This is a genomic window from Halomonas sp. SS10-MC5, assembly GCF_015992245.1.
GTDB lineage: Bacteria > Pseudomonadota > Gammaproteobacteria > Pseudomonadales > Halomonadaceae > Halomonas > Halomonas sulfidoxydans.
Genome location: NZ_CP065435.1, coordinates 3,556,397 through 3,579,527, shown reverse-complemented (window position 1 = coordinate 3,579,527; position 23,131 = coordinate 3,556,397). Strand labels below are relative to the sequence as shown.

Here is a 23,131-nt window from a genome sequence, read left to right as displayed (position 1 = left end):
GCTCTACAACACAACGACAAGACGGACACGAGACCCATGCATATCGTCATCACCGGCGCCGCCGGCTTCCTCGGCCAACGCCTCGTCGCCCGCCTGCTGGCGCGCGGCGAACTCCAGGGCCAACCCATTCACCGCCTGACGCTGGTCGACCAGGACGAGGCGCCGCTGCCCGCCGACCCTGGAGAGGTCGATGTCGAATCCCTGGCCATGGACATCACCGAGCCCGGTGAGATCGACATCGTGCTCGATGCACGCCCACGCGTGATCTATCACCTGGCGGCGGTGGTCAGCTCCGCCGCCGAGGCGGACCTGGAGCTCGGCATGCGGGTCAATTTCGACGCCACCCGGATGCTGCTCGACGGCTGCCGTGAACGTGGGCTGAACACCACCCGCCTGGTGATGGCCAGTTCGGTGGCGGCCTATGGCGGCGAACTGCCCGCGGTGCTGGACGACATGACCGCGCTGCAGCCGCAGAACTCCTACGGCACCCAGAAGGCGATGTGCGAGCTGTTGATCAACGACTACAGCCGACGCGGCCTTGTCGATGGCTGCGTGCTGCGCCTGCCGACCATCATCGTGCGCCCCGGGCGGCCCAACGCCGCTGCCTCGAGCTTCGCCTCCAGCATCCTGCGCGAGCCGCTCAACGGCGAGGAGGCCGTGTGCCCCGTACCCACCGAGCTGACCATGTTCGTGATGTCGCCAGGCAGGGTGATCGAGGCACTGGTGCACGCTGCCGAGGTGGCGGGCGAGGCGCTGGCACCGTTTCGCGCCTTCATGCTGCCCGGTATCACCGTCAGCGTGGCCGAGATGCTGGAAACCCTGCGCCAGGTGGCAGGGGAGGAGGCCTTGGCGCGAGTGCGCCACGAACGCGACCCGCAGGTCGAGGCGATCGTCGCCAGCTGGCCGGCCCGCTTCGAGACTCGCCGCGCGCGGGAGCTTGGCTTCAGCGGCGATCGCAGCCTGCGTGAGATCGTCGAGGCGTTCCTCGACGAGCGCGGCTAGCTAGAAGAGAGCGGCACACGAGTCGCCAATTACAAACAAGGTGTTTCACGACGAAGGGGATACAACAATGAAAATGCAGTTCGTACGCCATGCCCTGACGGTTGCCATCGGTGGTGTCAGTGCCGCTGCGATGGCGGTCAACGCCCAGGCGGCCCAGGAGGTCAGCCTGGGGCATACGCTCTCCACCACCTCCCACTATGCCGTGGGCGCCCAGGCCTTCAAGGAGACGCTGGAAGAACTCAGCGACGGGGCCTTCGTGGTCAATGAGCATGCTTCCGGCGCGCTGGGCGGCGAGCGGGAGATGATCGAGGGCCTGCAGATCGGCACCGTTGATGTCGTCATCACCTCTACCGGCCCGCTCGGCAACTTCGTGCCGGAAACCTATGTGCTCGACCTGCCGTTCCTGTTCGAGAACTACGACCAGGCGCGCTGCGTGCTCGACAGCGAGATCGGCGACGAGCTGCTGGAGAAGATGAGCAACCACGACCTGGTCGGCCTGGCCTGGTCGGAAAACGGCTTTCGCCACCTGACCAACAGCCGTCGTGAAGTGACCAGCCCCGCCGACGCCGAAGGGCTGCGGGTACGCACCATGGAAAACGAGGTGCACCAGGAAGCGTTTCGCCAGTTGGGTGCGCGACCCACGCCGATGGCCTTCCCGGAGCTGTTCACGGCGCTGCAGCAAGGTACCGTGGATGGCCAGGAAAACCCCATCACGGTGATCGTCGCCACCAACTTCTGGGAAGTGCAGGATCACCTCTCGCTGACCGGCCACGTCTATTCGCCGGCCGCCGTGCTGGGTTCGCCGCTGCTGCTCGACGGGCTCAGCGACGAGGAGCGCGAGTGGTTCCGCGAAGCCGCCCGTGCCTCCGCCGAGGCGACCCGCGCCGAAGTGTCGCGCCTGGAAGAGGAGGGCGTGGCACTGCTGCGCGAGAACGGCATGACGGTCAATACGGAGATCGACATCGGCCCCTTCCAGCAGGCCGTGGAGCCGGCCTACGAGATCTTCACCAACCAGCATGGCAGCGAAATGCTGGAGAGGGTGCAGGAGAAGGCCAGTAGCTGTTGAGGCTCCTCACGCGAAATCTCCATGCATGTCCTCGGCGTGATGCCGGGGGCATGCCAGCAGGAATCTTGCGCTCATGGTGGACCTGTTGCTTCGTTTCGAACGTCAGCTGACGCGCCTGGCCATGGCGGTCGCGGTGGTCATGCTGGTGGTGTCGGTCTCCTTCAGCTTCTACCAGGTACTGACCCGGTTCGTGTTCAATGCGCCCTCCACCTGGTCGGAAGTGGCGGCGCGCACGGCAATGATCTGGTGCGTGTTCATGGCGGCCGCCGCAACCTTCCGCGGTGGTTACATGATGGCCGTGGAAGCGATCTACAAGGTGGTGCCGGGGCGCCTGGTGCCGGTGCTGGAGGTCGCCATCGTGCTGTGCTGCCTGCTGGTGCTGGCGGTGCTGATCCACTTTGGCATCCTGATGACCCAGCGGGTCAGCAACCAGACCATGTCGGGCATGAACGTCTCCATGGCCTACGCCTATGCCGCGATTCCCGTCGGTGCCGGTTTCGCCATGGTGGCGGTGCTGGCGCGACTCCTGGCGCAGCTCAGCGGGCGTGAGGCGTTTGGCCCCGACCTGGACGACGCCTCGCCGGAAGTGGAAATGCACGACCCGAGGCAGACGGTGCCCGAAAGCACCGACGCCCCCCGTCGGGGAGGGACACGCCCATGAACCTGGTCATCGGCCTGTCGCTGATCGTCCTGTTCGCCTTCGGCGTGCCGATCGCCGTGTCGATCATGCTGGCCTCGATCATCGGCATCGAGTTCTTCACCCGGCTGCCGCTGCTGCTGGTACCGCAGCAGATGTTCATCGGCATCGACAAGTTCCCGCTGATGGCCATTCCGTTCTTCATTCTGGCCGGCAACCTGATGGCGGCGGGCGGCATCTCCCAGCGGCTGGTGGATCTGGCCAAGTCCATCGTCGGCGGCGTGCAGGGCGGCCTGGCGATGACCTGCGTGCTGACCTGCATGATGTTCGCCGCCGTGTCCGGCTCCAGCGTGGCGACCACCTTCGCCATCGGTGCCATCCTGATCCCGGCCATGGTGCGCCACGGCTACCCCAAGCCGCTGGCGGCCTCGATCCAGGCCTCCTCGGCGGAGCTCGGCGTGCTGATCCCGCCGTCGATCCCGCTGATCCTGTTCGGCGTCAGCACCGACACCTCCATCGGTCAGCTGTTCCTGGCCGGCGTGGGGCCGGGATTGCTGATCGGTATGGCGCTGATCCTGTTTCTCTACCTGTTCTGCAAGGTGCGCGGCTACGGCCTGGAGGATCACAAGGACAGCACCAGCTTCGTGGTCTCCTTCCAGCGCGCCTGGGCGGCACTGCTGATGCCGGTGGTGGTGATCGGCGGGATCTACGGTGGCGTGTTCACCCCTACCGAGGCGTCGGCGGTGGCGGTGTTCTACGCCCTGCTGGTCGGCGGGTTCTACTATCGCGAGCTGAAGGCCGCCGACCTGTGGCCGATCCTGCGCCAGAGCGTGATCTCGACGGCGGCGGTGATGCTGATCATTGCCGCCGCCTCGCTGTTCAGCTTCTTGATCAGCCGCACCGGCCTGCCGGGCCATATCGCCGGCTGGGTCACCCAGGTGTTCGACAGCCCGATGACCTTCCTGCTGGCGGTCAACGTGCTGCTGCTGCTCGTCGGCATGTTCATCGAAACCTCCGCCGCCATTCTGGTGCTGGCGCCGATCCTCACGCCGATCGCCATGCAGTTCGGCGTCCATCCGGTGCACTTCGGCCTGATCATGGTGGTCAACCTGGCGCTCGGCATGATCACGCCGCCGCTGGGCGTCAACCTGTTTGCCGCCTGCGCCGTGGCGAGAATATCCATCGACCAGATGCTGCCCTGGCTGGCGCGTTTCGTGCTGGTGGTGCTGGCCTGCCTGGTGGCGATCACCTACCTGCCGTGGATCTCCCTGGGCTTGGTATGGCTGGCCTATTAGCGAAGAAACGGGGCTTCGCTCGAGGAACGACAACGACAACAGTACAAGGAGGACGCATGACCGCTCTGCCCGTAACACCACCGAGCGAGGCCTTGATCGGCGGCGAATGGGTGCCGACCCAGGCGCTGCTGGAGGTGGAGTCCCCTTCCACTGGCCAGACCATTGCGCATATCGCTCGCTGTCAGACCGAGGAGGTCATGGTGGCGGTGGACGCCGCGCGCCGCGCCTTCGCCGGCAGCGTAGGCGATTGGGCGCGCTGGACGGCCCGGCGTCGTGGCGAGTGGCTGCTGGCCTTCGCCGATGCCATCGACGCCGACCGCGACAACCTGGCGGCGTTGGAATGCGCCGACACCGGCAAGCCGATGACCCAGGCACGCGGCGATATCGCCGCCTGTGCCCGCTATTTCCGCTTCTATGGCGGCGGAGCCGACAAGCTGCACGGCGAGACGATCCCGTTCGACGAGGGCTTCGCCGTGCTGACCCTGCGCGAACCCTATGGCGTATGCGCCCAGATCATTCCCTGGAACTACCCGGCGCAGATCTTCGGTCGCTGTGTGGCGGCGGCGCTGGCCACCGGCAACAGCGCGGTGCTCAAGCCCGCGGAGGACGCCTGTCTGAGCGTGCTGCGGCTGGCCCAGCTGGCCCAGGAGCACGGCCTGCCGCCCGGCGTGCTGAACGTGGTGCCGGGGCTGGGGCGTGAAGCGGGGACGGCCCTGGCGTCGCATCCGGCCATCGACCATCTCTCCTTCACCGGCTCGCCCGAGACGGGCACCCACGTGGCCCAGGCCGCGGCGGCGCACCATGTGCCGGTGACGCTGGAACTGGGCGGCAAGTCGCCGCAGATCGTCTTTGCCGATGCCGACCTCGAGGCCGCGCTGGAGGCGGTAGTGCGCGGTATCGTGCAGAACGCCGGCCAGACCTGCTCGGCCGGCAGCCGTCTGCTGGTGGAGGCGAGCTGCGCCGAGGCGGTGCTGGGAGCGCTGGCCGAGCGTTTCGCTACGCTGCGCTGCGACGCCGGCGAGGCGGATGCCGACTGCGGACCGTTGATCAACGCCCGCCAGAAGACCCGGCTGGAGGCGAGCCTGGAAGCCGCCCAGGCCGATGGCGTGCGGGTGGCGGCCAAGGGGCAGCTGGCCGCAGGAGCACCGAGCGGCGGTCACTTCGTCGTGCCACGGCTGCTCACCGACATACCCGCCGGGCATGCCGTGTTGCGCAAAGAGCTGTTCGGCCCCGTGCTGGCGGTACAGGTCTTCCACGACGAAGCTGAGGCGCTGCGGCTGGCCAACGCCACCGACTTCGGCCTGTGTGCCGGTGTCTGGACCCGCGATGGCGGGCGCCAGCTGCGCCTGGCCAAGGGCATTCGCAGCGGCCAGGTATTCATCAACAACTATGGTGCCGGCGGTGGCATCGAGCTGCCGTTCGGCGGCGTGGGACGCTCCGGGCACGGTCGCGAGAAGGGTTTCGAGGGGTTGCGCAGCTATACGCGACTGAAGACCGTGGCACTGAAGCACGGATGATCCGATAGCGGCCGGCAACGAGACATCGGAGAAAGAGGAGAAGTGGCATGAAGCAAACACGCAAGGTCGGCCTGGTCGGGGTCGGCCTGATGGGGCACGGCATCGCCGCCAACATTCTGCGCGGCGGGCATGCGCTCTGTTTTCTGGATCACCCGGGCAACCAGCCGGTGGAGGACCTTCTGGGCGCCGGTGCTACGGCCAAGCACAGCGCACGCGAGGTGGCCGAGGCCGCCGAGGTGGTGATCCTGTGTGTGACCGGCTCGCCCCAGGTGGAGGCGGTGCTGTTCGAGCCGGGCGGCGTGCTCGAAGGGCTGGCGCCCGAAACGGTAGTGATCGACTGCTCCACGGCGCTGCCGAGCTCCACCGCACGGGTGGCCGCTCGGGTGGAAGCGGCGGGCGGTCGCTTCATGGACGCCGCCATGACCCGCACGCCCAAGGAAGCCGAGGCGGGACGCCTGAACCTGATCGTCGGCGCGCCGGAGGCGCTGTTCACCGAGGTGCGCCCGCTGCTCGAATGCTTCGCCGAGAACATCGCCCACGCCGGGCCGGTGGGGGCGGGCCATACCCTGAAGCTTCTGCACAACTTCGTCTCGCTGGGCTTCACCGCGGTATTGGCCGAGGCCGCGGCGGCCTCGCGCCGAGCCGGCATCGACGATGCCGCCCTGCTCGACGTACTGGGCAAGGGCGGCGGCGGTGGCGTGATCCTCGAGCGGCTGCGCCCCTACATCGAAGCCGGGGATTCGTCCGGATTCCGCTTCAGCGTGGCCAACGCGCTCAAGGACATCGGCTACTACCGCACCATGACCGAGGATCTCGCCGCCGAGCATGGTGTGGCGGAAGCGGTGCTCACACTCTACCGGCAGGCCAGCGACTCGGGCCATGCCGAGCGGCCGGTGCCGGAGCTGGTCAGCCTGCTGGAGGGAAAATGAGCTCAGGCGTGCGTGATGGCGTCAGCTTCGGGCAGGCGGCGTAGCGGGTCCTGGCGGAAGTAGCGCCTGAGCAGGTCGTAGAGTTCGGAGTAGGCGCCGCATGGCCAAGGGGGCAGGCGTCTTCCGGTAGGCGGCTTCAGCGAGCCGTGTGATGTAGCGGTCGCTGTGATCAGGCGAGGTGCTTGGCGTCCTGTGCTACTCACGGCCCTTGGTCAGCGACAATGGCGGCCCGCTGCATGGCCAGCGCGGTGCGTACCAACCATATCCAGCCGAGAAGCTGGACGATCAGCGCCAGGGAGAATGCCACCTGATAGGCCAGCAGTGGTGACTCGCCGGCGGGGCCGCTCGACCAGAGTTTGATGATCGCGCCGATGCCCCACTGGAAGGCAAACGCTGCCGCAAAGACGAGAAAATTCATGGCGGTGCTGACTCTGCCTACATACTGCAGGGGGACTTCCCGGCCGATCAGGGCGAAGCACATCGGGGCGCTGGTCCCGAAGAAGCCGTAGACGATCCAGAGTGACAACGGGGCATGCCCGCCCATTGCGATGATGGTGCAAAGCGAACAGAGCAACAGGGCGGAACCGCCGATCGCCACCATAATCGGGTTCACTCCCCATTTCGACACTCGGGCCCCCAGGAAGCCGTTCGCCAGGTAGCCGGCAACCATGCCGGCAGCCATGAGCAGCAGGTAGCGACCGACCGACGTTCGGTCCAGCCCTGCGACAGCGTAGAGCCATGGGCCCGCCCAGAGCGTTTGAATGGCCATGAAGCCACCCTGGATGAGGCCGACCGCGGGTCCCACGCCGAGGAAGAAGCGGTGGCTCAAGGCCCGACGAAGGCCGACGACCTCGCGCCGCCAGGTGGTCCGCCGGTGTGTCCCCGGTGGGTCCTTGATCAGCACGAAGATCACGATTGCAGCGATGGCGGTCGCACCCGCCAGCATGAGGAACACCGCTCTCCAGCCCATGAGGCGAACCAGGAACTCGGCCGGGGCCGTGGCCATGATCGCCCCCAGTCCACCGACGGCAACGAGTAGGCAGTGGGCCGTCATCAGCCAACTAGCGGGCAGGTCGGCGGTCATGGCCTTGAGCGCCGCCATGAGACAGGCGGCAACGCCCAGGCCCATCAACGCCCGTGCCATCGCCAGGATGATGACATTGTCGGCAGCGGCGAACAGCACGCCGCCAAGCACGGCAAGACACAGTAACGTTGCCTCCACTCGGCGTGGTCCGAATAGATCCAGCAGCACGCCTAGGGGCAGTTGGGCCAAGGCGAACGCGAGCATGAAGGTACTGGTCAGCAGACCGAGGTCCGCGGCACTCAACCCGATGGTCTCCATCAAGTCGGGGGCGATCACGGCGTTTACGGTTCGGAAGATATGTGACAGGAAATAGGCGAAGGCGAAGGGTAGCATCAGACACAACAAAAAGCCGAGCCGCGGCTTTCGCTGCGAACTGTCCTCGCCGGGAGGCAGCTCTGGCATCATGGTCGCTCCCTGACGAGCTTTGGCCGGCACCAGGACGGGCCGGCCAAAGCTTGGGATGTGGTGCGCCTACTCAGAGGTATCCCAGTTCCGTGCATGCCCGCTCTGCACCGGTGTGCAGCTCGAAGCGACCGGTGTTGTGGCAGACCACGTCCGGATAGAACTCGCTCATGGACTGCAGGGAGTTGCGCAAGGCTTCGGCGTTCTCCAGCACGGTTCGAGTAAGCTGGTAGGCAAGCTCCTCGTCCATCTCCTCATGCACGAAGAGCACATGGTCGACCGAAGCGGTGACGAACGGCTCCTTCAGGCTGTCATAGAACTCGGCCGGATGCTCCTCCTTGATATAGCCGCCATAGTTCTCGATCAGGTGCTCGACCACCTCTTCCTCGATCTTCAGCCAGACCAGATCCCTGACCGATGCATCCATATCCAACATGAAAGCGGCCGGGGCACGCGTCATGACCATAGACACATCGGCGTGTCCGTCGATCATCAGCGAAGAGTGCTCGGCCTGCGGATTGAACGAGACCCGGCCACCCCAGGCGCTCAGGTCGTCAAAGCTCACCCCATAGGCCTCCAGGAAGCGTCGGCCGGTTAGTTCACCGGGATTGCCGCGCTGGAAGAACGCCCATCGCAAGGCGGGTTTCTGCTCCAACAGTTCGCCAACCGTGGTGACACCTTCGGGCAGTTGACTGCCCCGGATCATGAAGGCGGAATGGCTCAGGGCGTTGAGACGCACCAGCGCCCTGAGGTTGCGCAGACCGTCGGGGGCCCGTGTGCCGATATCACCAGTACCGTCCATGGCATCAGCGGTGGTGAGGGTATCCGTGATGCCGATGGCTTGGTTCGGATCCGCACGTGAGATATGGAAGGGGTTGGTGGTCCCGCCGCCGGAGACGGCCGAGATATCCAGGTCGTCGATGGCATTTTCCCATTGTGAAATCCATACCGACATCACTTCCATGTACAGTCCACCCACCGAACCGGCGTAGGCCGTCATGGGTTCGCTCTGCGCCATGACCTTACTGCCACCGGTGAGACTGGCGGCCAGTACCAGGCTTGCTGCTACGATCTTAGGGCTAGACATCTTTGAACTAGGCATGCTGTAACTCCTCGAAGAGTCTCTCTTGTTGTCAGCAACACGCTACGACTTATGCATTGGGCGTCGGAACGTGTGCCCTTCTCGCATCAAGCCACTGCCAGGACAGCACGATCCCGACCGCCAGGGCCGCCAGGATGTCGGTCAACAGCGATGGCATGACGATAGCCAGCAGCGAGGCCAGTAACAGCGCACGCTGCAACATGTTGAGACGATGGAACAGCCAGTCGGACATCAGTATTACCAAGCCGACTACCGCCACCGTAGTACTGACCAGGACCTGCAGCCCGAACCAGAATCCATGCTCAGTGATGTTCAGCAGCGTCGGGTTGTAGGAGATGATGATGGGAATGACATAGGCCGGCATACCCAGTCGGAGCCCCCTGATCCCGGCGCGCATGAAGCTGCAGTTGGCGATGGAAGCCGCCGCGAAGGTGGCGACACAAACCGGCGGCGTGATATTCGCGGTGAGTGCGAAGAGGAAGATGATCATATAGGCCACGAACGGCTCCAGGCCGAACTGCATCAGCGCCGATGCCCCGAACAGGGAGGCGATGAGGAAGGCGCCGGTCACCGGCATTCCGAAGCCCAGGATGATGGTCATCCCGCCCACGATCAGCAGTGCCGGAAGCAGATGACCACCGCTCAGGCTGACCAGCAGGCCGGTCACCTGATAGGGCACGCCCGTCATCTCCAGAATCGCCACGCCGATGCCGGCGCAAACCAGGACAATGCCGATGGAGACGACGCGGTACATGGTGGAGGTAATGGCGTTGATCAGCGCCTGAAAGCCCATGCGGGTCTCCTTGCGGAGCCAGCTGATAGGGATCACCGAAAGCGTAGCGACCGTGGCGGCGAAATAGGGCGTGTAGCGCAGCACCAGGAGCACGACCAGAATGACCAGTGGCAGGGCCAGGTGCCCGAACCTGCTCAGCACCGTACGGATGTCGACTTTCTCGCCCTCGGGCTCATAGACCCCGATGCCGGCCTTGGTGGATTCGATGTGCACCGCCAGGTAGAGCGCCATCACGTAGAAGAACGAGGGAATCAGCGCTGCCACGGCGACGTAGGCATAACTGACCCGACTGAATTCGGCAACGATGAAGGCGGCGGCCCCCATGACCGGTGGCAGGAGCTGGCCGAGCTGTGAGGCACAGGCCTCCGTCGCCGCGGCGAACTCCCGGCGGTACCCGGCTTTCTTCATCAGCGGGATGGTCACGGCGCCGGTGGCATAGACATTGGCGGCACCGCTACCAGTCAAGGCTCCAAACAAGACACTTGCGACCACCGACGCCTTTCCGGGCCCGCCCTTTCGGCCACGTGTCATGGCCACGATGATCTGGGAGAGCAGGCGGTCGCCGCCGGCAGCCTGAAGGAAGGCACCGAAGGCGATAAACATGAATACGACGGACAGGGACAGTGAGGCCAGTGACCCGTACAGGCCGGTTGTCGTCAGAAAGACGTGGTCAAGCAGCTTCTCGGCGTCGGTGCCTTGATGGCGAAGCATGCCTGGAAGGTAATTGCCGAACAGGGTGAATAGGGCGAAGATGAGAATGATCATCGGCAGGATCAAGCCGACGACGCGCCGGGCGAGTTCGATGACCAGGGCTAGGGTGAGCAGCCCGACGGCCCAGTCGGCGGGTTCCAGTGGGTCCAGGTAGACCAGGCGGTAAACGATCCGGTCGTAGTCGTTGATGATGTAGAACGCCGAGACCAGCCCCAGTACGGCGAGTACCCAGCCCGTCCAGTGGGACCCATGCCATTCCGACACTTCGCTCTCATCGGCGAGCGACTTGGCACGGAACGGTAGCACCAGGAAGCCGAGGAATAATAGGGCACTAACGTGCAGTGGTCGAACCACCATTGGTTCGGGCACGCCGGTGAGCGCTATGAAGAAATGGTATAGAGCCACGCCGACCATGACGACAGTGATAATCCGTGCACCCACTCGCATCGATACTCCCCCTCATGACCGGGTTGCGTGGGCTATAAGGCGTTGCCCATTGCGACCCGAATAAAATGCCAGGCGATCCATGTCCGGGGCTTCTGTCGCCCTTGTTGGAGGACCCCGACCCGCGATTGGGTCGAGATCCTCCTGGCTATGCCTCAGGCGATCTCCTCTGCCTTCAATGGCATATCCATCTGGCGCAGGATCTGCTGTACCCTCGTCACGTCCACGTCCCGAACGGTGGTACCCGAGGCGACTGCGACCGCAGCAGCCACACCAGCGGCCTGACCGGTGGCCATGCAGGCGGGCATGTTGCGGGTACGCCCGTGGGCGACATGGTCGGCCGAGATGCAGCGACCGGCCACCAGCAGTTGGTCCACTTCCAGCGGCACCAGCGAGCGGTAGGGAATCTCGTAGGGACCGAGGCCTTGGAAGTCAACGTCGGCGCCCTTGACGTCGTGGACATCCATGGCGCAGTTATCAGCAGCTATGGTGTCTTCGAACGGTACGCAGTCGATAACATCCTGACCCGTTAGCAGATACTCCCCGCGTATGTGACGGGTTTCACGTACTCCAATCACGGGTGCGATCTGTCCAATATGGGCGTTCTCGAAGCCCGGGACCTTCTCGATCAGGAATGCCGTATAGGCCTCTATCTGGCGATAGATCTCGAGCATCGCGTCGCTCATTTCCAGAGGCGATAGTCCATCCACGCCGAGGACTCGCGTGGCGTTTACGTAGAGCACGCCATTGGCGGTCTTCAGGGTAATGTTCTCGCGCTGTAGCTTGATGCCCTTCTCTTCCTGATAGGCCTTGATGAGGTTGTTGAAGCCCGTCAGCCACAGGCCGTAGTTCAGATCTTCATCGTTCTCGGGTATGGCGCGCGCTGGAACCTCGTCCGGGTGGGCCTGGGCCCACTCCGCGAGGCGTTTGACGTCTACGTTAGCCAGTGTGTAGTACATGGAGACTGGTTGAACCGCATGAGCGTCTCCATCTCCAAGCACGTACGGTGCGCCGGCGGCGGCGGCAACATCAGCATCCGCCGAGCAATCAATCACCACCTTGGCTTCCACATACTGACGGCCGCCCTTGCCCTCGATGATGACGCCGGCGACCTGGCCATCCTCCATGACTGGTGCTGACACCACTGTCTCGAAGAGCACCCGAACCCCTGCATCGTGCAACAGGCGGGTCAGCAACATTTTCATGATCTCCGGATCACAAGGGGAGGCGATCTTGACGTCCTTCACCTTGGTGGTGGCGACATAGTCGGCGCCCACGCCACCAACCGAACGCGCAAGGTTCCAGAGCTCCAAAGGGATGCCGCCCGACAGCACACCGGAAGGCTTTGTGTTCAGCCCTAGCGTCATGTTGCCGCCTAGTGAACCGAACCGTTCAATGAGAACGACGCTCTGTCCCTGGCGTGCCGCTGCTAGCGCTGCCATCGGGCCGGTGGTGCCACCGCCTACCACGACGATGTCAGTCTCGAGCAGGCATGGGATCTCGCGGGCTGGCTCTTGTATGGTCTTGTGTTTCGACATTGGAAGATTCCTCCATCATTTCATGCTGGCCGGCGAAGCAGTGGCTCGGCTTTGACAGTTTGTTTTATATACGTAACAATGATCCGCATATAAAACTATGGGCGCGATATCGAGTCCTGTCAAGGCAGGCCAAGATGGTGATAGCGTCCGCCAGTGCGGGTATGCTGGCTTGTGGAGAGCACCTGAGCCGATTTTGGCGGGTTAGTCAGCTACGAGATGGCGCGAAACGACGATGAAAAAACCTTCGGATGACTTGAATCAGAGTTATATCGTTCCCGGCCTGCTGAGGGGATTGTCGGTGCTCGGCCTGTTCGGCAGCGACCGGCCTTCGATGCGACTGGCCGATATTGCGCGGGAACTGGATCTGTCGCGGGCCACGGTATTCCGGCTGGTGTACACACTGGAAAGCGAAGGCTATCTGGTACGTCTCAAGGACTCATTCCGCTATGCACTCGGTCCACGCGTGTTGACACTGGGCTTCGATTACCTTCACTCGCAGGAGCTGGTGGAGATCGCCAGTCCCTTGCTGGACGGGTTGCGCGATCGCACGGGGGCGAGCACGCACATGGCCGTGATGGATGGATACGATGTGCTCTACATCTATCGCGCGGCCTCCCACCAGCGCCTGTCCAGCAATCGGCATGTGGGCTCTCGGCTCCCGGCCCATGTCAACTCGATCGGCAGGGCCATGTTGGCCGCACTGTCCAATGATGAGCTGAACGCGCGGTATGCCGGTCATGACTTGCGGGTGGAGAACTACGAGGAACCGGCGACCCTTGAGGCGTTGAAGGAGTTCCTCGAGCTGGAGCGGGCCAGGGGATACGTCGCGGGTTCCTTTGTCTCCGGGATCGCTTCTGTCGCTGCGGCGCTCAGGGACGGTACGGGGAGCGTCATTGCGGGGATTAACGTTTCTGACTATGAGTCCCTGCCGTGCATGGAAGAGATGCACGGCAAGTTGAAGGACGACGTGCTGGAGACGGCAGCGGAGATATCCCGTCGTCTCGGATATGATGGTTCCATCCAGACTTCCGCGGTCACGGGGTGACGTCGGGTCGGGGCGGTAGCCGAGATCGTGGGTCCTGGCGGAAGTAGCGCCTGAGCAGGTCGTAGAGTTCGGCGTAGGCGCCGCTGAGCACATCGGGGGCGCTGAAGAAGTACTCGCAGCACACCGCGAAGCACTCGCCGGGGTGGGTGGCGGCGTAGTCGTCGATGGGCGGTGCTTCGCCGCGTTCGAGGTGCGCCTGCAGGTCGTCCCACACGGCGGTGAAGACGCGGTGCCACTCCTTCGGGTCGATATCGCGCGGCAGCGGCGGGAAACCGTCGACATCCAGCGAGTTGCCCATGTCGAGCTTGTGGGCGAGTTCGTGGATCACCACGTTGAAGCCGGTGAAGTCGCCGCTCTCCATCAAATCGGGAAAGGCCACCACCACCGGGCCCTGATGCGAGGTCTCTCCCGCCCGCTCGTCCTCGTAGGCGTGCATCACGCCGAATTCGTCCATCTCCTCTACCTGGCGGTGGAAGGCGTCGGGCAGGATCAGGATCTCGTGAAAGCCGGCGAAGGCCTCGTCGTGGTCGTCGTCCGACCAGCCCAGCGTCAGCAGGCAGGCCTGGCCGGCCAGGGCCAGTTGGGCGGGCTGATCGAATGGCGTGCTCTGGGCCAGCTCCGGGTGCAGGCTCAACCGCTTGGCATGCAGGAAGCGCCAGGCGCGACGCCCGAGGCGCTCGGCCTCGTCGTCGCCGAGGCAGGCCAGCAGCGGCAGGCGTGAGCGGGCCTCGGCCCAGGCCTCCGCCGGGAACGGGTGGCGGGCCTCGAAGCGCTCGGCCCGCCAGCGGCGCAGGCGACCCAACATGGCTCAGCTCTCTTCCTGCCGTGCGCCGGACTTCCACGACCAGTCGCGCCAGCGCAGGTCGAACAGGTCCTTGCGCCGGTCCTTGAGATTGGTCACCGAACCCTCAGCGCGCACCACGGTGAGGCGGGTGAGGTCGAGGTCGGAGAAGATCACCATCTCGGTGTTGGGCGTGGTCTCGGAGAGCACCGCGTCGTGGGGGAAGGCGAAGTCCGAGGGCGTGAACACCGACGACTGGGCGTACTGAATGTCGAGGTTGCGGATCGACGGCACGTTGCCCACGCTGCCGCACAGCACCACGTAGCACTCGTTCTCGATGGCCCGCGCCTGGGCGCAGTGGCGCACCCGCAGGTAGCCGTTCTTGGTATCGGTCCAGAACGGCACGAACAGGATGTCCATGTCCTGGTCGGCCAGCAGCCGGCCGAGTTCGGGGAACTCCACGTCATAGCAGATCAGGATGCCGACGCGTCCGGCGTCGGTGTCGAACACGCGTAGCTCGTCGCCGCCCTCGATCACCCACTCGCGACGCTCCTGGGGCGTGATGTGCAGCTTGGATTGCTTCTCGACGTCGCCGTCGCGGTGGCACAGGTAGCTGACGTTGTAGAGCCGGTCGTCCTCGCCCACCTCGATCATCGAGCCGGCGATGATGTTGATGTTGTAGGAGACCGCCATGCGCGAGATTTCGTTCTTGAAGTGCTCGGTGAAGCCGGCCAGGTAGCGGATGGCGGCGAGCTGGTCCTGCTGGGTGGCGCGGTCCTGCAGGCCCATCAGCGGTGCATTGAACAGCTCCGGGAAGACGGCGAAGTCGCTCTGGTAGCTGGAGATGGCGTCGACGAAGTATTCCACCTGCTGCAGCACCGATTCCACCGAGGCACATTCGCGCATCTGCCACTGTACGGCACCGACCCTTACCTGGGTGGGGCGGTTCTCCAGCACCCGCTCGGCGGGTTCATAGAGGATGTTGTTCCACTCCAGCAGGGTGGCGTAGCCCTGGGATTTCTCGTCCTCCGGCAGGTACTTGCGCAGCAGCCGCTTGACCTGGAAGTCGTTGGCCAACTGGAACGACAGGATCGGGTCGTGAATCTCCTTGCGTGCCACCTGGTCGATGTACTCGGTGGGGCTGAGGTCGGGGTATTCGTGATAATTGGGGATGCGCCCACCGGCCAGGATCGCCCGCAGATTGAGCGAGCGGCACAGTTCCTTGCGCGCCTCGTAGAGGCGCCGACCCAGGCGATAGCCGCGGTAGTCGGGGTGGATCAGCACGTCCAGCCCGTACATGGCGTCGCCTTCGGGGTCATTCAAGATGATCTCGCGGTTGCCCACCAGGTCGTCGTACTGGTGCGGGTTGGAGAACTCGTCGTAGTCGACCCGCACGGTGAGCGCCACGCCCACCAGCCGCTCGTCGTCCTCGATGGCGATCTGGCCGTCGGGGAACTCCTGGATCAGCCGGTCGATGGTGTGCTGCGGCCAGGCGCCGCCGATGTCGTCGTAGACGGCGTCCATCAGTTGCTTGAGCTGAGGGTAATCGTCCTGCGTCAGGTTGCGGAGGTTGAGGTGCAGGTCGTCAAGGGACATTGCGCTCGGTTCCTGATCAGGGTGAAGCCCGCATTCTAGCACGCCCGGCGGGGTGGCCGATTTGTTGCCGCCCTGTCTCCGTTTCGTCACCGCTCCGTCACCGGAAGGGGCCAGGATGGCTCCACAAATTCGAATTAACGGCTACGCTGAGTTCGGGAGAGTCGATGACAGCCATGCCACGCCTTCACCGGCAACGCGGACGCAGCATGAACCCAGACAACAATAATCCGGGCCGGAGTCAGGGCCGGAACCCATCCAGCCCGCCGGCCGGGCAGCACGACGGCTCGCAGGAGCGCCAGCGCATTCGGCTCGAGGCCGTGAGCAAGCGCTGGGGGGAGACCATCGCGGTCGACGGTATCGGCTTCGACGTCGCGCCGGGCGAGTTCGTCATCCTGCTCGGCCCCTCGGGCTGCGGCAAGTCGACCACGCTGCGCATGATCGCCGGGCTGGAACAGGCCAGCGCCGGGCGTATCCACATCGGCGAGCGCGACGTCACCCACCTGCCGCCGGGCGACCGCGGCATCAGCATGGTGTTCCAGTCCTATGCGCTGTTTCCCCACCTCAGTGTGGCCGACAATATCGTCTTCGGCCTGCGCAGCCGCAAGGTGCCCAAGGCCGAGCGCCGCGAGCGGCTGGCGCGGGTGGCCCAACTGGTCGATCTCGAGGCCTATCTCGAGCGCAAGCCGGCGCAGCTCTCCGGCGGCCAGCGCCAGCGGGTCGCCCTGGCCCGGGCGATCATCTCCGAACACCCCATCTGCCTGATGGATGAGCCGCTCTCCAATCTCGATGCCCGCCTGCGCGGCGAAATGCGTCGTGAGATCAAGGCGCTGCAGCAGCGCCTCGGCATGACCGTGATCTACGTCACCCACGACCAGGTCGAGGCGATGAGCATGGGCGACCGGGTGATCCTGATGCACGACGGGCGCATCGTGCAGGACGGGACGCCGAGCGAACTCTATGACCGCCCGGCCAGCGCCTTTGCCGCCGGTTTCATCGGCAGCCCGGCGATGAACCTGGTGACGCTCGCCGCCGCCGCCGACGGCGCGGTGATCGAGGGCGAGCCGCACTGCAGCGTCGCCTCTCACGACGCCAAGGGTCACTGGCTGGGCGTGCGTCCGGAGGATATCCGGGTGCGGCCCGTGGACGCCCCCGGCGTGCCCGCCGAGGTGATCGATGCCGAATACCTCGGCGCCGACAGCATCGTGCGCCTCCGGGTCGGCAGCCAGCAGCTGCGTGCGCGGCTCGACGGCAAGCCGAGCGTCGCTGCCGGTTCGGCGTGCCGGTTGCAGTGGCGGCGCGAGGCGGCGCATTTCTTCGACGCCGGCGACGGGCGGCGGCTGGCGATCGCCGGGCACGACCTCGCTGCGCCACCGGGCCGGCATCGTTTCGAAGCGCACCCTCCGCCCTCTTCGAGCGTACAAGATGCGGTGGCTCCCACCGTACAAGACCGCGAGGCCCGTGCCTCGTCCAACCCCGCTGGGAACGACTCTCCAGGAGTGAACCGATGAACGCACGCTTCTCTCTAGTAAAGGGCAGTCTCGCAAGGGGCCGCCGAAAGGGCGCCTTGGCCCTGGCCGGCCTGCTGGCCGCCGGTACGCTGAATGCCCAGGCGCAGACCGAGCTGACCATGTACTACCCGGTGGCGGTGGGCGGCGCCCTGACCGACGTGATCGACGGGTTGGTGGCCGAGTTCGAGAATGAGCATCCGGAGATTTCGGTGAATGCCATCTACGCCGGCAACTACGACGATACCCGCGTGCGGGCGATGTCGGCCATCGAGGCGGGCGAGGCGCCCCAGCTCTCGGTGCTGTTCTCCATTGATCTGTTCGACCTGCTGGAGCAGGACGCCATCGTCGCCTTCGACGAGGTCATCGAGAGCGACGAGGAGCGCGAGTGGCTCGACAGCTTCTACCCCGGGCTGATGGAGAACGGCCAGATCGACGGCCAGACCTACGGCATCCCCTTCCAGCGCTCGACCATCGTGCTCTACTGGAACAAGGACGCCTTCGAGGCCGCCGGGCTCGACCCCGAGACGCCGCCGGAGAACTGGGAGGAGATGGCCGAGATGGCCGCCGCGATACGTGAGGCCAGCGGCGGCGAGCAGTGGGGGGTGATGGTGCCCTCCACCGGCTATCCCTACTGGATGTTCCAGGCCTTTGCCTTCCAGAACGGCCACCGGCTGATGAACGAGGAGGGTACCGAGGTCTACTTCGACGACCCCGCCGCCATCGAGGCGCTGGAGTACTGGGTCTCGCTGGCCCAGGAGCACGACGCCATGCCCGACGGCACCATCGAGTGGGGCACCCTGCGCCAGAACTTCCTCGAGCAGTCCACCGCCATGATGTGGCACAGCACCGGCAACCTCACCGCGGTACGCAACGAGGCCTCCTTCGACTTCGGCGTGGCGATGCTGCCGATGAAGGAGCAGCGCGGCAGCCCCACCGGCGGCGGTAACTTCTACCTGTTCAAGAATGCCAGCGAGGAGGAACAGCACGCCGCGCTGACCTTCATCCGCTGGATGACCGACCCCGAGCGCGCCGCGGCCTGGTCGATCGAGACCGGCTACATGGGCGTGAGCCCGGCCTCCTACGAGACCGAGGCGCTGCGCAATTACGTCGAGGAGTTCCCGCCGGCGGCGGTGGCCCGCGACCAGCTCGAGCATGCCACCGCGGAGCTGGCCACCTACCAGGGCGGACGCGTGCGCCGGGCGCTGGACAACGCCGTGCAGGCGGCGCTGACCGGCCAGATGTCGCCCGAGGAAGCGCTCAAGCAGGCCCAGGCGGAAGCGGACGCGGCGCTGCGCCGCTATGCACGCTCCCGCTGAGGAAACGCTGACAAATGGCGGCGCTCTCTTCCACCGACTCAACAGGACTAGGCGAACGGGGCGCCGGGGGCAAGGGCGGCGAGGAGGTCGTTTGCCAGGGGTGAGGAGCACTGCTCCGAACGGGCTGGCCATGGATGGCCAGCACCGGCCCTGCAAGCGGAGCAGGAGGAGAGCGCGCCGCAGGGCAAAGGTAGCGTCCAGGGAAGGAGTCACAGCGCCCCATCAATGGTACGGCACTCCGGGCCCTTGGCTCCCGGAACAGCCCCGCGATTGGACAAGGCATGGTGATCCAGAACGCTGACAGACGCATGCAGGTCTATGGCGCGCTGTTGCTGCTGCCGGCGGCGGTGCTGCTTGGCACCTTTGCTTATCTGCCCACCGTGGCGACGCTGGTGAACAGCTTCTTCCTGCCCGGCTTTCGCGGTGCGCCGCCGGCGTTCGTCGGGCTCGAGAACTACGCCATGCTGGTGGAGGACGCCACCTTCTGGAAGGTGGCGCGCAACAACCTGCTCTATGCGCTGGGCACCATTCCCACCTCCATCGCCCTGGCGCTAGGCATGGCGCTGTTCGTCAACGCCCGCCTGCCGGGGCGGGGCCTGGTGCGCATGGCCTACTTCACCCCGACCATCCTGCCGATGATCGCCGCGGCCAACGTGTGGATGTTCTTCTACGCCCCGCAGATCGGCCTGTTCAACAAGCTGCTCGGCGCGCTGGGGCTCTCCGGGGTCAACTGGCTGGGCGACCCCGGCGTGGCGCTGACCTCGGTGATCGTGATGACGGTATGGAAAGAGGCCGGCTTCTTCATGATCTTCTACCTGGCGGCGCTGCAGAGCATTCCGCCGGAACTCAAGGAGGCCTCGGACCTCGAGGGCACCAGCCGCTGGAGCTTCTTCTGGCGGGTGACTTTCCCGCTGCTGATGCCGACCACGCTGTTCGTGCTGATCAATGCGCTGATCAATGCCGTGCGGGTGGTCGACCACCTGTTCATCCTGACCAAGGGCGGGCCCAACAACGCCACCAACCTGCTGCTCTACTACGTCTACGAGAACGCCTTCTCGTTCTTCGACCGCACCTACGCCGCCACCATCACGGTGGTGATCCTGCTGGTGCTGGCGGTGGTGGCCACGCTCAAGTTCACCGTGCTCGACCGCAGGACGCACTATCAATGAACCAAGCCATCAGCACGCATCGCGGCCGCCTTGCCCTGCGCGCGCCGAGCCTCGAGACCACGGCCGCCTGGCTGCTCGCCGTCGTCTGGATCTTCCCGCTGCTCTACGCGATCTGGGCGGCGTTTCATCCGCCGGCCTACATGGTGCGCTTCGACCTGTTCGCCCCGCTGACGCTGGACAACTTCGCCAACGCCTGGGCCCAGGCGCCGTTCGCCCGCTACTACCTCAATACCTTCCTGCTGGTCACCGGGGTGGTGCTGGCGCAGTTCGTGGTCTGCACCCTGGCGGGCTTCGCCTTCGCCCGTTTCCCGATTCCGGGCAAGGACATCCTGTTCATGCTGGTGCTGATCCAGCTGTTCGTCTTTCCCGAGGTGCTGATCGTCGAGAACTACCGTATCGCCAGTGGGCTGGGCCTGGTCGACACCATCACCGGCATCGGCCTGCCGTACGTCGCCAGCGCCTTCGGCATCTTCCTGCTGCGCCAGACCTTCAAGACCATCCCCCGCGAGCTGGAGGAGGCCGCCCGGGTGGAGGGCTGCGGCTGGATGGCGATCTTGCTCAAGGTCTACGTGCCCTTGGCCAAGCCCACCTATCTCGCCTACGGCCTGGTCTCGATCAGCCACCACTGGAACAATTTCCTGTGGCCGCTGGTGGTTACCAACTCGGTGGAGAGCCGCCCGCTCACCGTGGGGCTGGGGATATTCTCGGCGCCCGAAACCGGCGTCAACTGGGCTACCGTCAGTGCCGCTACGCTGCTCAGCATCGCCCCGCTGCTGGTCGCCTTCCTGCTGTTCCAGCGCCAGTTCGTGCAGTCGTTCCTGAGGGCGGGGATTCGCTGAAGTTCGCTCAACAAAGTCGATTGACTACCCTTGGGGTGAATGCATGACCCAAGGAGAGATGTCATGGCTCAAGGACAGACGGCAGGGCAGAGCAATCATGCCCAGCTTTACCGCATGGTCATGGAGGAGCACCTGTGCCCCTTCGGCCTCAAGAGCAAGGACCTGCTGGAGCGCAAGGGCTACGAGGTCGAGGATCACCACCTGACCACGCGGGAGGAGACGGAGGCGTTCAAGCGCGAGCACGATGTCGATACGACGCCCCAGGCCTTCATCGACGGCCGGCGCATCGGCGGCTATGACGAGTTGCGGGAGTACTTCGGCAAGGACTCGCCGGGCGAGGACGAGACCACCTACCAGCCGGTGATCGCGCTGTTCGCCACGGCGCTGCTGATGGGGTTCGCCGTGAGCTGGACGGCGACCGGCACGCTGCTGAGCGCGCGCATGCCGGAGTACTTCGTGGCCATCGCCATGGCCCTGCTGGGGCTGCAGAAGCTCAAGGACGTGGAGAGCTTCAGCACCATGTTCCTCAACTACGACCTGCTGGCCCAGCGCCAGGTGCGCTACGGCTACGTCTACCCCTACGCCGAGACGCTGGCGGGCATCCTGATGCTGGCCGGTGCGCTGGTGTGGCTGGCCGCGCCGGTGGCGCTGTTCATCGGCACGGTGGGGGCCGTCTCGGTGTTCAAGGCGGTCTATATCGACAAGCGCGAGCTCAAGTGCGCCTGCGTGGGCGGCGACAGCCAGGTGCCGCTGGGTTTCGTCTCGCTGACCGAGAACCTGATCATGATCGGCATGGGCCTGTGGATGCCGTTGCGCATGTACCTGTTCTAGCGTTCAGCGCATGGCATGGCGACGAGAGGACGTATCATCAGTCAGGGCAACCGTGTCACTCGCTCGGCCAACTCGAAGACGTGGGAATCCTCGGCCCCCAGGTCTTCGAGTGCGGCGGCCAGGTTGAGAAGATAGTCGCGGTTGGTGCCGCTGGGGCCTTCGGCAGTGGCGATCTGCCGTGCCATCTGGTCGAGCGGGGCGTGACCGAGGTAGGCGGCGTTGTCGGCTGTCGCCAGATAGATCAAGCCTTCGGCATGGCTGCCATCGTGAAAATGCAACGTGATGCGTTCGCGCAGGTAGCCATTCTTCTCGCGCACGTCGAGTGGCGCCAGGGTATCGGCATCGATGCGGTAGGCCATGCCCTGGCAGCAAGCGCCGGAGGATTCGACCAGGGTGGCGACGCGACCCGGTGCCTCCGGTGTGCCGCGGTGGTCGTGAGACCCCTGCCAGAAGCGTCGTGTCCAGCCCTCGATATGGGCGGGACGCCGCTCGTGAAAGGGGAATTCCGCCTTCCAGATCAGCGAGCCATAGCCGAACAGCCAGAGCGTCTGACCGGTCTCGAAGAAGACCCTCTCGCGGTTGAGCTGGGTGGTGTCCAGTGTCATGAGAGATTGGGGCTCTTGCGTCCCAAGGGCTGGGTCAGGGTCTGGGCCATGATGACGCCGGCGAGCACCAGCAGTCCGCCGACCAGGTGGAACAGGGCGATGCGCTCGCCGAGGAACAGCATGGCGATCAGGGCGCTGAACAGCGGCATCAGGTTGATGAAGATACTGGCCTGGCTGGCGCCGATCTGGCGGATGGCGCGCATCCACAGGAAAGTCGTCACGATCGAGGCGGGGATACCGGCGTAGAGGATCAGCCACACATTGTGATCGTCGACCGGGGTCATCGGCCCCAGCAGGTAAGGAGGCAGCAGGAATAGCACGGCGAACACCACCTGGGCGTAGAGCACCACCCAGGGCGGCAGGCCAAGCGGCCAGCGCTTGAGCATCACGCCATAAAGCGCGTAGCAGGTGGCGGCCACCACCATCAGCAGATCGCCAAGTGCTACCTGAAGATCCAGCAGCGTCAGCGGGTCGCCCCGTCCCAGCAGCACCAGCACCCCGAACAGCGCGAGTAGACCACCGAGCGTGCCGCCCCGGCTGGGCGCCTCACGCAGGATCAAGGCGCTGAGCAGTACCGTCAGCAATGGCACCATGGCCGCCAGAATGCCCATGTTGGTAGCCGTGGTGGTCTCGGCGGCCACGTAGGCAAGCCCTTGCCAGAGCCCCATGCCGAGCAGCCCGAGGACGGCCAGCTTGGGCCATTCGCGGCGCAGCGTCTGGCGGTGGCGCCAGGCGGCAGGCAGTACGAAAGGGGTCAGCACGGCCAACGCCAGTACCCAGCGCAGGAAAGCGATGCTGCTGGGGGCGATTGTTCCCACGGTGAGCTGGTTGATGGTCATGTTGCCCGACCAGATCAGCACGGCGCCCAGGGGCGGCAGGAAGTAGAGCAGCGGCATGGCAGTCTCGTGTGCATGAAGACGC

The 23,131-nt window shown here is 65.1% G+C and carries 20 protein-coding genes; 12 read left to right on the top strand and 8 right to left on the bottom strand.

The features are described 5' to 3' along the window. Positions 1 to 36 precede the first annotated feature (36 nt). The 6 genes from denD (at position 37) to I4484_RS16570 (ending at position 6,446) form a co-directional block, all read left to right on the top strand. Entirely contained in the window at positions 37 to 1,002 is a 966-nt protein-coding gene (gene denD, locus I4484_RS16595) for a D-erythronate dehydrogenase (RefSeq protein WP_197448337.1), read from the top strand. 67 nt (positions 1,003 to 1,069) lie between these two features. After that, positions 1,070 to 2,068 carry a TRAP transporter substrate-binding protein gene (locus tag I4484_RS16590; RefSeq protein ID WP_197448336.1) on the top strand — a complete coding sequence of 333 codons (999 nt, stop codon included), beginning with the start codon at positions 1,070 to 1,072 and terminating at the stop codon, positions 2,066 to 2,068. A 73-nt stretch (positions 2,069 to 2,141) separates the two neighbouring features. Further along, positions 2,142 to 2,729 (top strand): TRAP transporter small permease, encoded by a 588-nt coding sequence (locus I4484_RS16585; protein WP_197448335.1) that lies wholly within the window; start codon positions 2,142 to 2,144, stop codon positions 2,727 to 2,729. Next, positions 2,726 to 4,000, top strand: coding sequence for a TRAP transporter large permease (locus I4484_RS16580; RefSeq protein WP_197448334.1), 1,275 nt, complete (start codon positions 2,726 to 2,728; stop codon positions 3,998 to 4,000). Before I4484_RS16585 ends, I4484_RS16580 begins: the two co-directional genes overlap by 4 nt. A 56-nt stretch (positions 4,001 to 4,056) precedes the next feature. Next, positions 4,057 to 5,517, top strand: coding sequence for an aldehyde dehydrogenase family protein (locus I4484_RS16575; RefSeq protein WP_197448333.1), 1,461 nt, complete (start codon positions 4,057 to 4,059; stop codon positions 5,515 to 5,517). 47 nt (positions 5,518 to 5,564) lie between these two features. After that, complete coding sequence (locus I4484_RS16570) at positions 5,565 to 6,446, top strand: NAD(P)-dependent oxidoreductase (RefSeq protein WP_197448332.1); 882 nt, start codon at positions 5,565 to 5,567, stop codon at positions 6,444 to 6,446. A 199-nt stretch (positions 6,447 to 6,645) separates the two neighbouring features. On the opposite strand, the gene I4484_RS16565 is transcribed toward I4484_RS16570, so the two are convergent. The 4 genes from I4484_RS16565 to I4484_RS16550 all read right to left on the bottom strand — a co-directional run bounded on the left by I4484_RS16565 (position 6,646) and on the right by I4484_RS16550 (position 12,520). Beyond that, positions 6,646 to 7,935, bottom strand: coding sequence for an MFS transporter (locus tag I4484_RS16565; RefSeq protein WP_197448331.1), 1,290 nt, complete (start codon positions 7,933 to 7,935; stop codon positions 6,646 to 6,648). A 70-nt stretch (positions 7,936 to 8,005) separates the two neighbouring features. Continuing rightward, entirely contained in the window at positions 8,006 to 9,034 is a 1,029-nt protein-coding gene (locus I4484_RS16560) for a TAXI family TRAP transporter solute-binding subunit (protein ID WP_197448330.1), read from the bottom strand. Positions 9,035 to 9,083: 49 nt separating this feature from the next. After that, the gene (locus I4484_RS16555; RefSeq protein ID WP_197448329.1) at positions 9,084 to 10,985 is read right to left on the bottom strand and encodes a TRAP transporter fused permease subunit; all 1,902 of its coding nucleotides are present in this window, start codon (positions 10,983 to 10,985) and stop codon (positions 9,084 to 9,086) included. Between the two features lie 152 nt (positions 10,986 to 11,137). Continuing rightward, positions 11,138 to 12,520 carry an FAD-dependent oxidoreductase gene (locus I4484_RS16550; RefSeq protein ID WP_197448328.1) on the bottom strand — a complete coding sequence of 461 codons (1,383 nt, stop codon included), beginning with the start codon at positions 12,518 to 12,520 and terminating at the stop codon, positions 11,138 to 11,140. Positions 12,521 to 12,752: 232 nt separating this feature from the next. Between I4484_RS16550 and I4484_RS16545 the strand changes: the two genes are divergently transcribed. Then, on the top strand, positions 12,753 to 13,565 hold the full coding sequence (locus I4484_RS16545) for an IclR family transcriptional regulator (RefSeq protein WP_197448327.1): 813 nt from the start codon (positions 12,753 to 12,755) through the stop codon (positions 13,563 to 13,565). On the opposite strand, the gene I4484_RS16540 is transcribed toward I4484_RS16545, so the two are convergent. Both I4484_RS16540 and I4484_RS16535 read right to left on the bottom strand, forming a co-directional pair. Beyond that, entirely contained in the window at positions 13,555 to 14,370 is an 816-nt protein-coding gene (locus I4484_RS16540) for a zinc-dependent peptidase (RefSeq protein WP_197448326.1), read from the bottom strand. The two genes, I4484_RS16545 and I4484_RS16540, sit on opposite strands and share 11 nt — an antisense overlap. Before the next feature lie 3 nt (positions 14,371 to 14,373). Then, on the bottom strand, positions 14,374 to 15,942 hold the full coding sequence (locus I4484_RS16535) for a bifunctional GNAT family N-acetyltransferase/carbon-nitrogen hydrolase family protein (protein ID WP_197448325.1): 1,569 nt from the start codon (positions 15,940 to 15,942) through the stop codon (positions 14,374 to 14,376). A gap of 206 nt (positions 15,943 to 16,148) precedes the next feature. On the opposite strand from I4484_RS16535, the gene I4484_RS16530 reads away from it, so the two are divergent. The 5 genes from I4484_RS16530 (at position 16,149) to I4484_RS16510 (ending at position 21,605) form a co-directional block, all read left to right on the top strand. Next, positions 16,149 to 17,450, top strand: coding sequence for an ABC transporter ATP-binding protein (locus tag I4484_RS16530; protein WP_197448324.1), 1,302 nt, complete (start codon positions 16,149 to 16,151; stop codon positions 17,448 to 17,450). Continuing rightward, positions 17,447 to 18,766 carry an ABC transporter substrate-binding protein gene (locus I4484_RS16525; RefSeq protein WP_234283703.1) on the top strand — a complete coding sequence of 440 codons (1,320 nt, stop codon included), beginning with the start codon at positions 17,447 to 17,449 and terminating at the stop codon, positions 18,764 to 18,766. Before I4484_RS16530 ends, I4484_RS16525 begins: the two co-directional genes overlap by 4 nt. A gap of 281 nt (positions 18,767 to 19,047) precedes the next feature. Further along, positions 19,048 to 19,935, top strand: a complete 888-nt coding sequence (locus I4484_RS16520) for a carbohydrate ABC transporter permease (RefSeq protein ID WP_197448323.1) — start codon at positions 19,048 to 19,050, stop codon at positions 19,933 to 19,935. Then, on the top strand, positions 19,932 to 20,774 hold the full coding sequence (locus I4484_RS16515; protein ID WP_197448322.1) for a carbohydrate ABC transporter permease: 843 nt from the start codon (positions 19,932 to 19,934) through the stop codon (positions 20,772 to 20,774). Before I4484_RS16520 ends, I4484_RS16515 begins: the two co-directional genes overlap by 4 nt. A gap of 63 nt (positions 20,775 to 20,837) precedes the next feature. Then, entirely contained in the window at positions 20,838 to 21,605 is a 768-nt protein-coding gene (locus tag I4484_RS16510) for a glutaredoxin family protein (protein WP_197448321.1), read from the top strand. A 41-nt stretch (positions 21,606 to 21,646) separates the two neighbouring features. Here the strand turns inward: I4484_RS16510 and I4484_RS16505 are convergent, their stop codons facing one another. Both I4484_RS16505 and I4484_RS16500 read right to left on the bottom strand, forming a co-directional pair. After that, positions 21,647 to 22,210, bottom strand: a complete 564-nt coding sequence (locus I4484_RS16505) for a gamma-glutamylcyclotransferase (RefSeq protein ID WP_197448320.1) — start codon at positions 22,208 to 22,210, stop codon at positions 21,647 to 21,649. Beyond that, positions 22,207 to 23,106, bottom strand: coding sequence for a DMT family transporter (locus tag I4484_RS16500; RefSeq protein ID WP_197448319.1), 900 nt, complete (start codon positions 23,104 to 23,106; stop codon positions 22,207 to 22,209). Before I4484_RS16500 ends, I4484_RS16505 begins: the two co-directional genes overlap by 4 nt. Between the last annotated feature and the right edge of the window lie 25 nt (positions 23,107 to 23,131).

Coding starts and splice junctions, on each gene's coding strand:
- I4484_RS16510 (WP_197448321.1), top strand. CDS start 20,838: ATGGCTCAAGGACAGACGGCAGGGCAGAGCAATCATGCCCAGCTTTAC.
- I4484_RS16515 (WP_197448322.1), top strand. CDS start 19,932: ATGAACCAAGCCATCAGCACGCATCGCGGCCGCCTTGCCCTGCGCGCG.
- I4484_RS16500 (WP_197448319.1), bottom strand. CDS start 23,106: ATGCCGCTGCTCTACTTCCTGCCGCCCCTGGGCGCCGTGCTGATCTGG.
- I4484_RS16570 (WP_197448332.1), top strand. CDS start 5,565: ATGAAGCAAACACGCAAGGTCGGCCTGGTCGGGGTCGGCCTGATGGGG.
- I4484_RS16545 (WP_197448327.1), top strand. CDS start 12,753: ATGAAAAAACCTTCGGATGACTTGAATCAGAGTTATATCGTTCCCGGC.
- I4484_RS16575 (WP_197448333.1), top strand. CDS start 4,057: ATGACCGCTCTGCCCGTAACACCACCGAGCGAGGCCTTGATCGGCGGC.
- I4484_RS16590 (WP_197448336.1), top strand. CDS start 1,070: ATGAAAATGCAGTTCGTACGCCATGCCCTGACGGTTGCCATCGGTGGT.
- I4484_RS16585 (WP_197448335.1), top strand. CDS start 2,142: ATGGTGGACCTGTTGCTTCGTTTCGAACGTCAGCTGACGCGCCTGGCC.
- I4484_RS16550 (WP_197448328.1), bottom strand. CDS start 12,520: ATGTCGAAACACAAGACCATACAAGAGCCAGCCCGCGAGATCCCATGC.
- I4484_RS16555 (WP_197448329.1), bottom strand. CDS start 10,985: ATGCGAGTGGGTGCACGGATTATCACTGTCGTCATGGTCGGCGTGGCT.
- I4484_RS16580 (WP_197448334.1), top strand. CDS start 2,726: ATGAACCTGGTCATCGGCCTGTCGCTGATCGTCCTGTTCGCCTTCGGC.
- I4484_RS16565 (WP_197448331.1), bottom strand. CDS start 7,935: ATGATGCCAGAGCTGCCTCCCGGCGAGGACAGTTCGCAGCGAAAGCCG.
- I4484_RS16530 (WP_197448324.1), top strand. CDS start 16,149: ATGAACCCAGACAACAATAATCCGGGCCGGAGTCAGGGCCGGAACCCA.
- I4484_RS16525 (WP_234283703.1), top strand. CDS start 17,447: ATGAACGCACGCTTCTCTCTAGTAAAGGGCAGTCTCGCAAGGGGCCGC.
- I4484_RS16505 (WP_197448320.1), bottom strand. CDS start 22,210: ATGACACTGGACACCACCCAGCTCAACCGCGAGAGGGTCTTCTTCGAG.
- I4484_RS16540 (WP_197448326.1), bottom strand. CDS start 14,370: ATGTTGGGTCGCCTGCGCCGCTGGCGGGCCGAGCGCTTCGAGGCCCGC.
- I4484_RS16560 (WP_197448330.1), bottom strand. CDS start 9,034: ATGCCTAGTTCAAAGATGTCTAGCCCTAAGATCGTAGCAGCAAGCCTG.
- I4484_RS16520 (WP_197448323.1), top strand. CDS start 19,048: ATGGTGATCCAGAACGCTGACAGACGCATGCAGGTCTATGGCGCGCTG.
- I4484_RS16535 (WP_197448325.1), bottom strand. CDS start 15,942: ATGTCCCTTGACGACCTGCACCTCAACCTCCGCAACCTGACGCAGGAC.
- denD (WP_197448337.1), top strand. CDS start 37: ATGCATATCGTCATCACCGGCGCCGCCGGCTTCCTCGGCCAACGCCTC.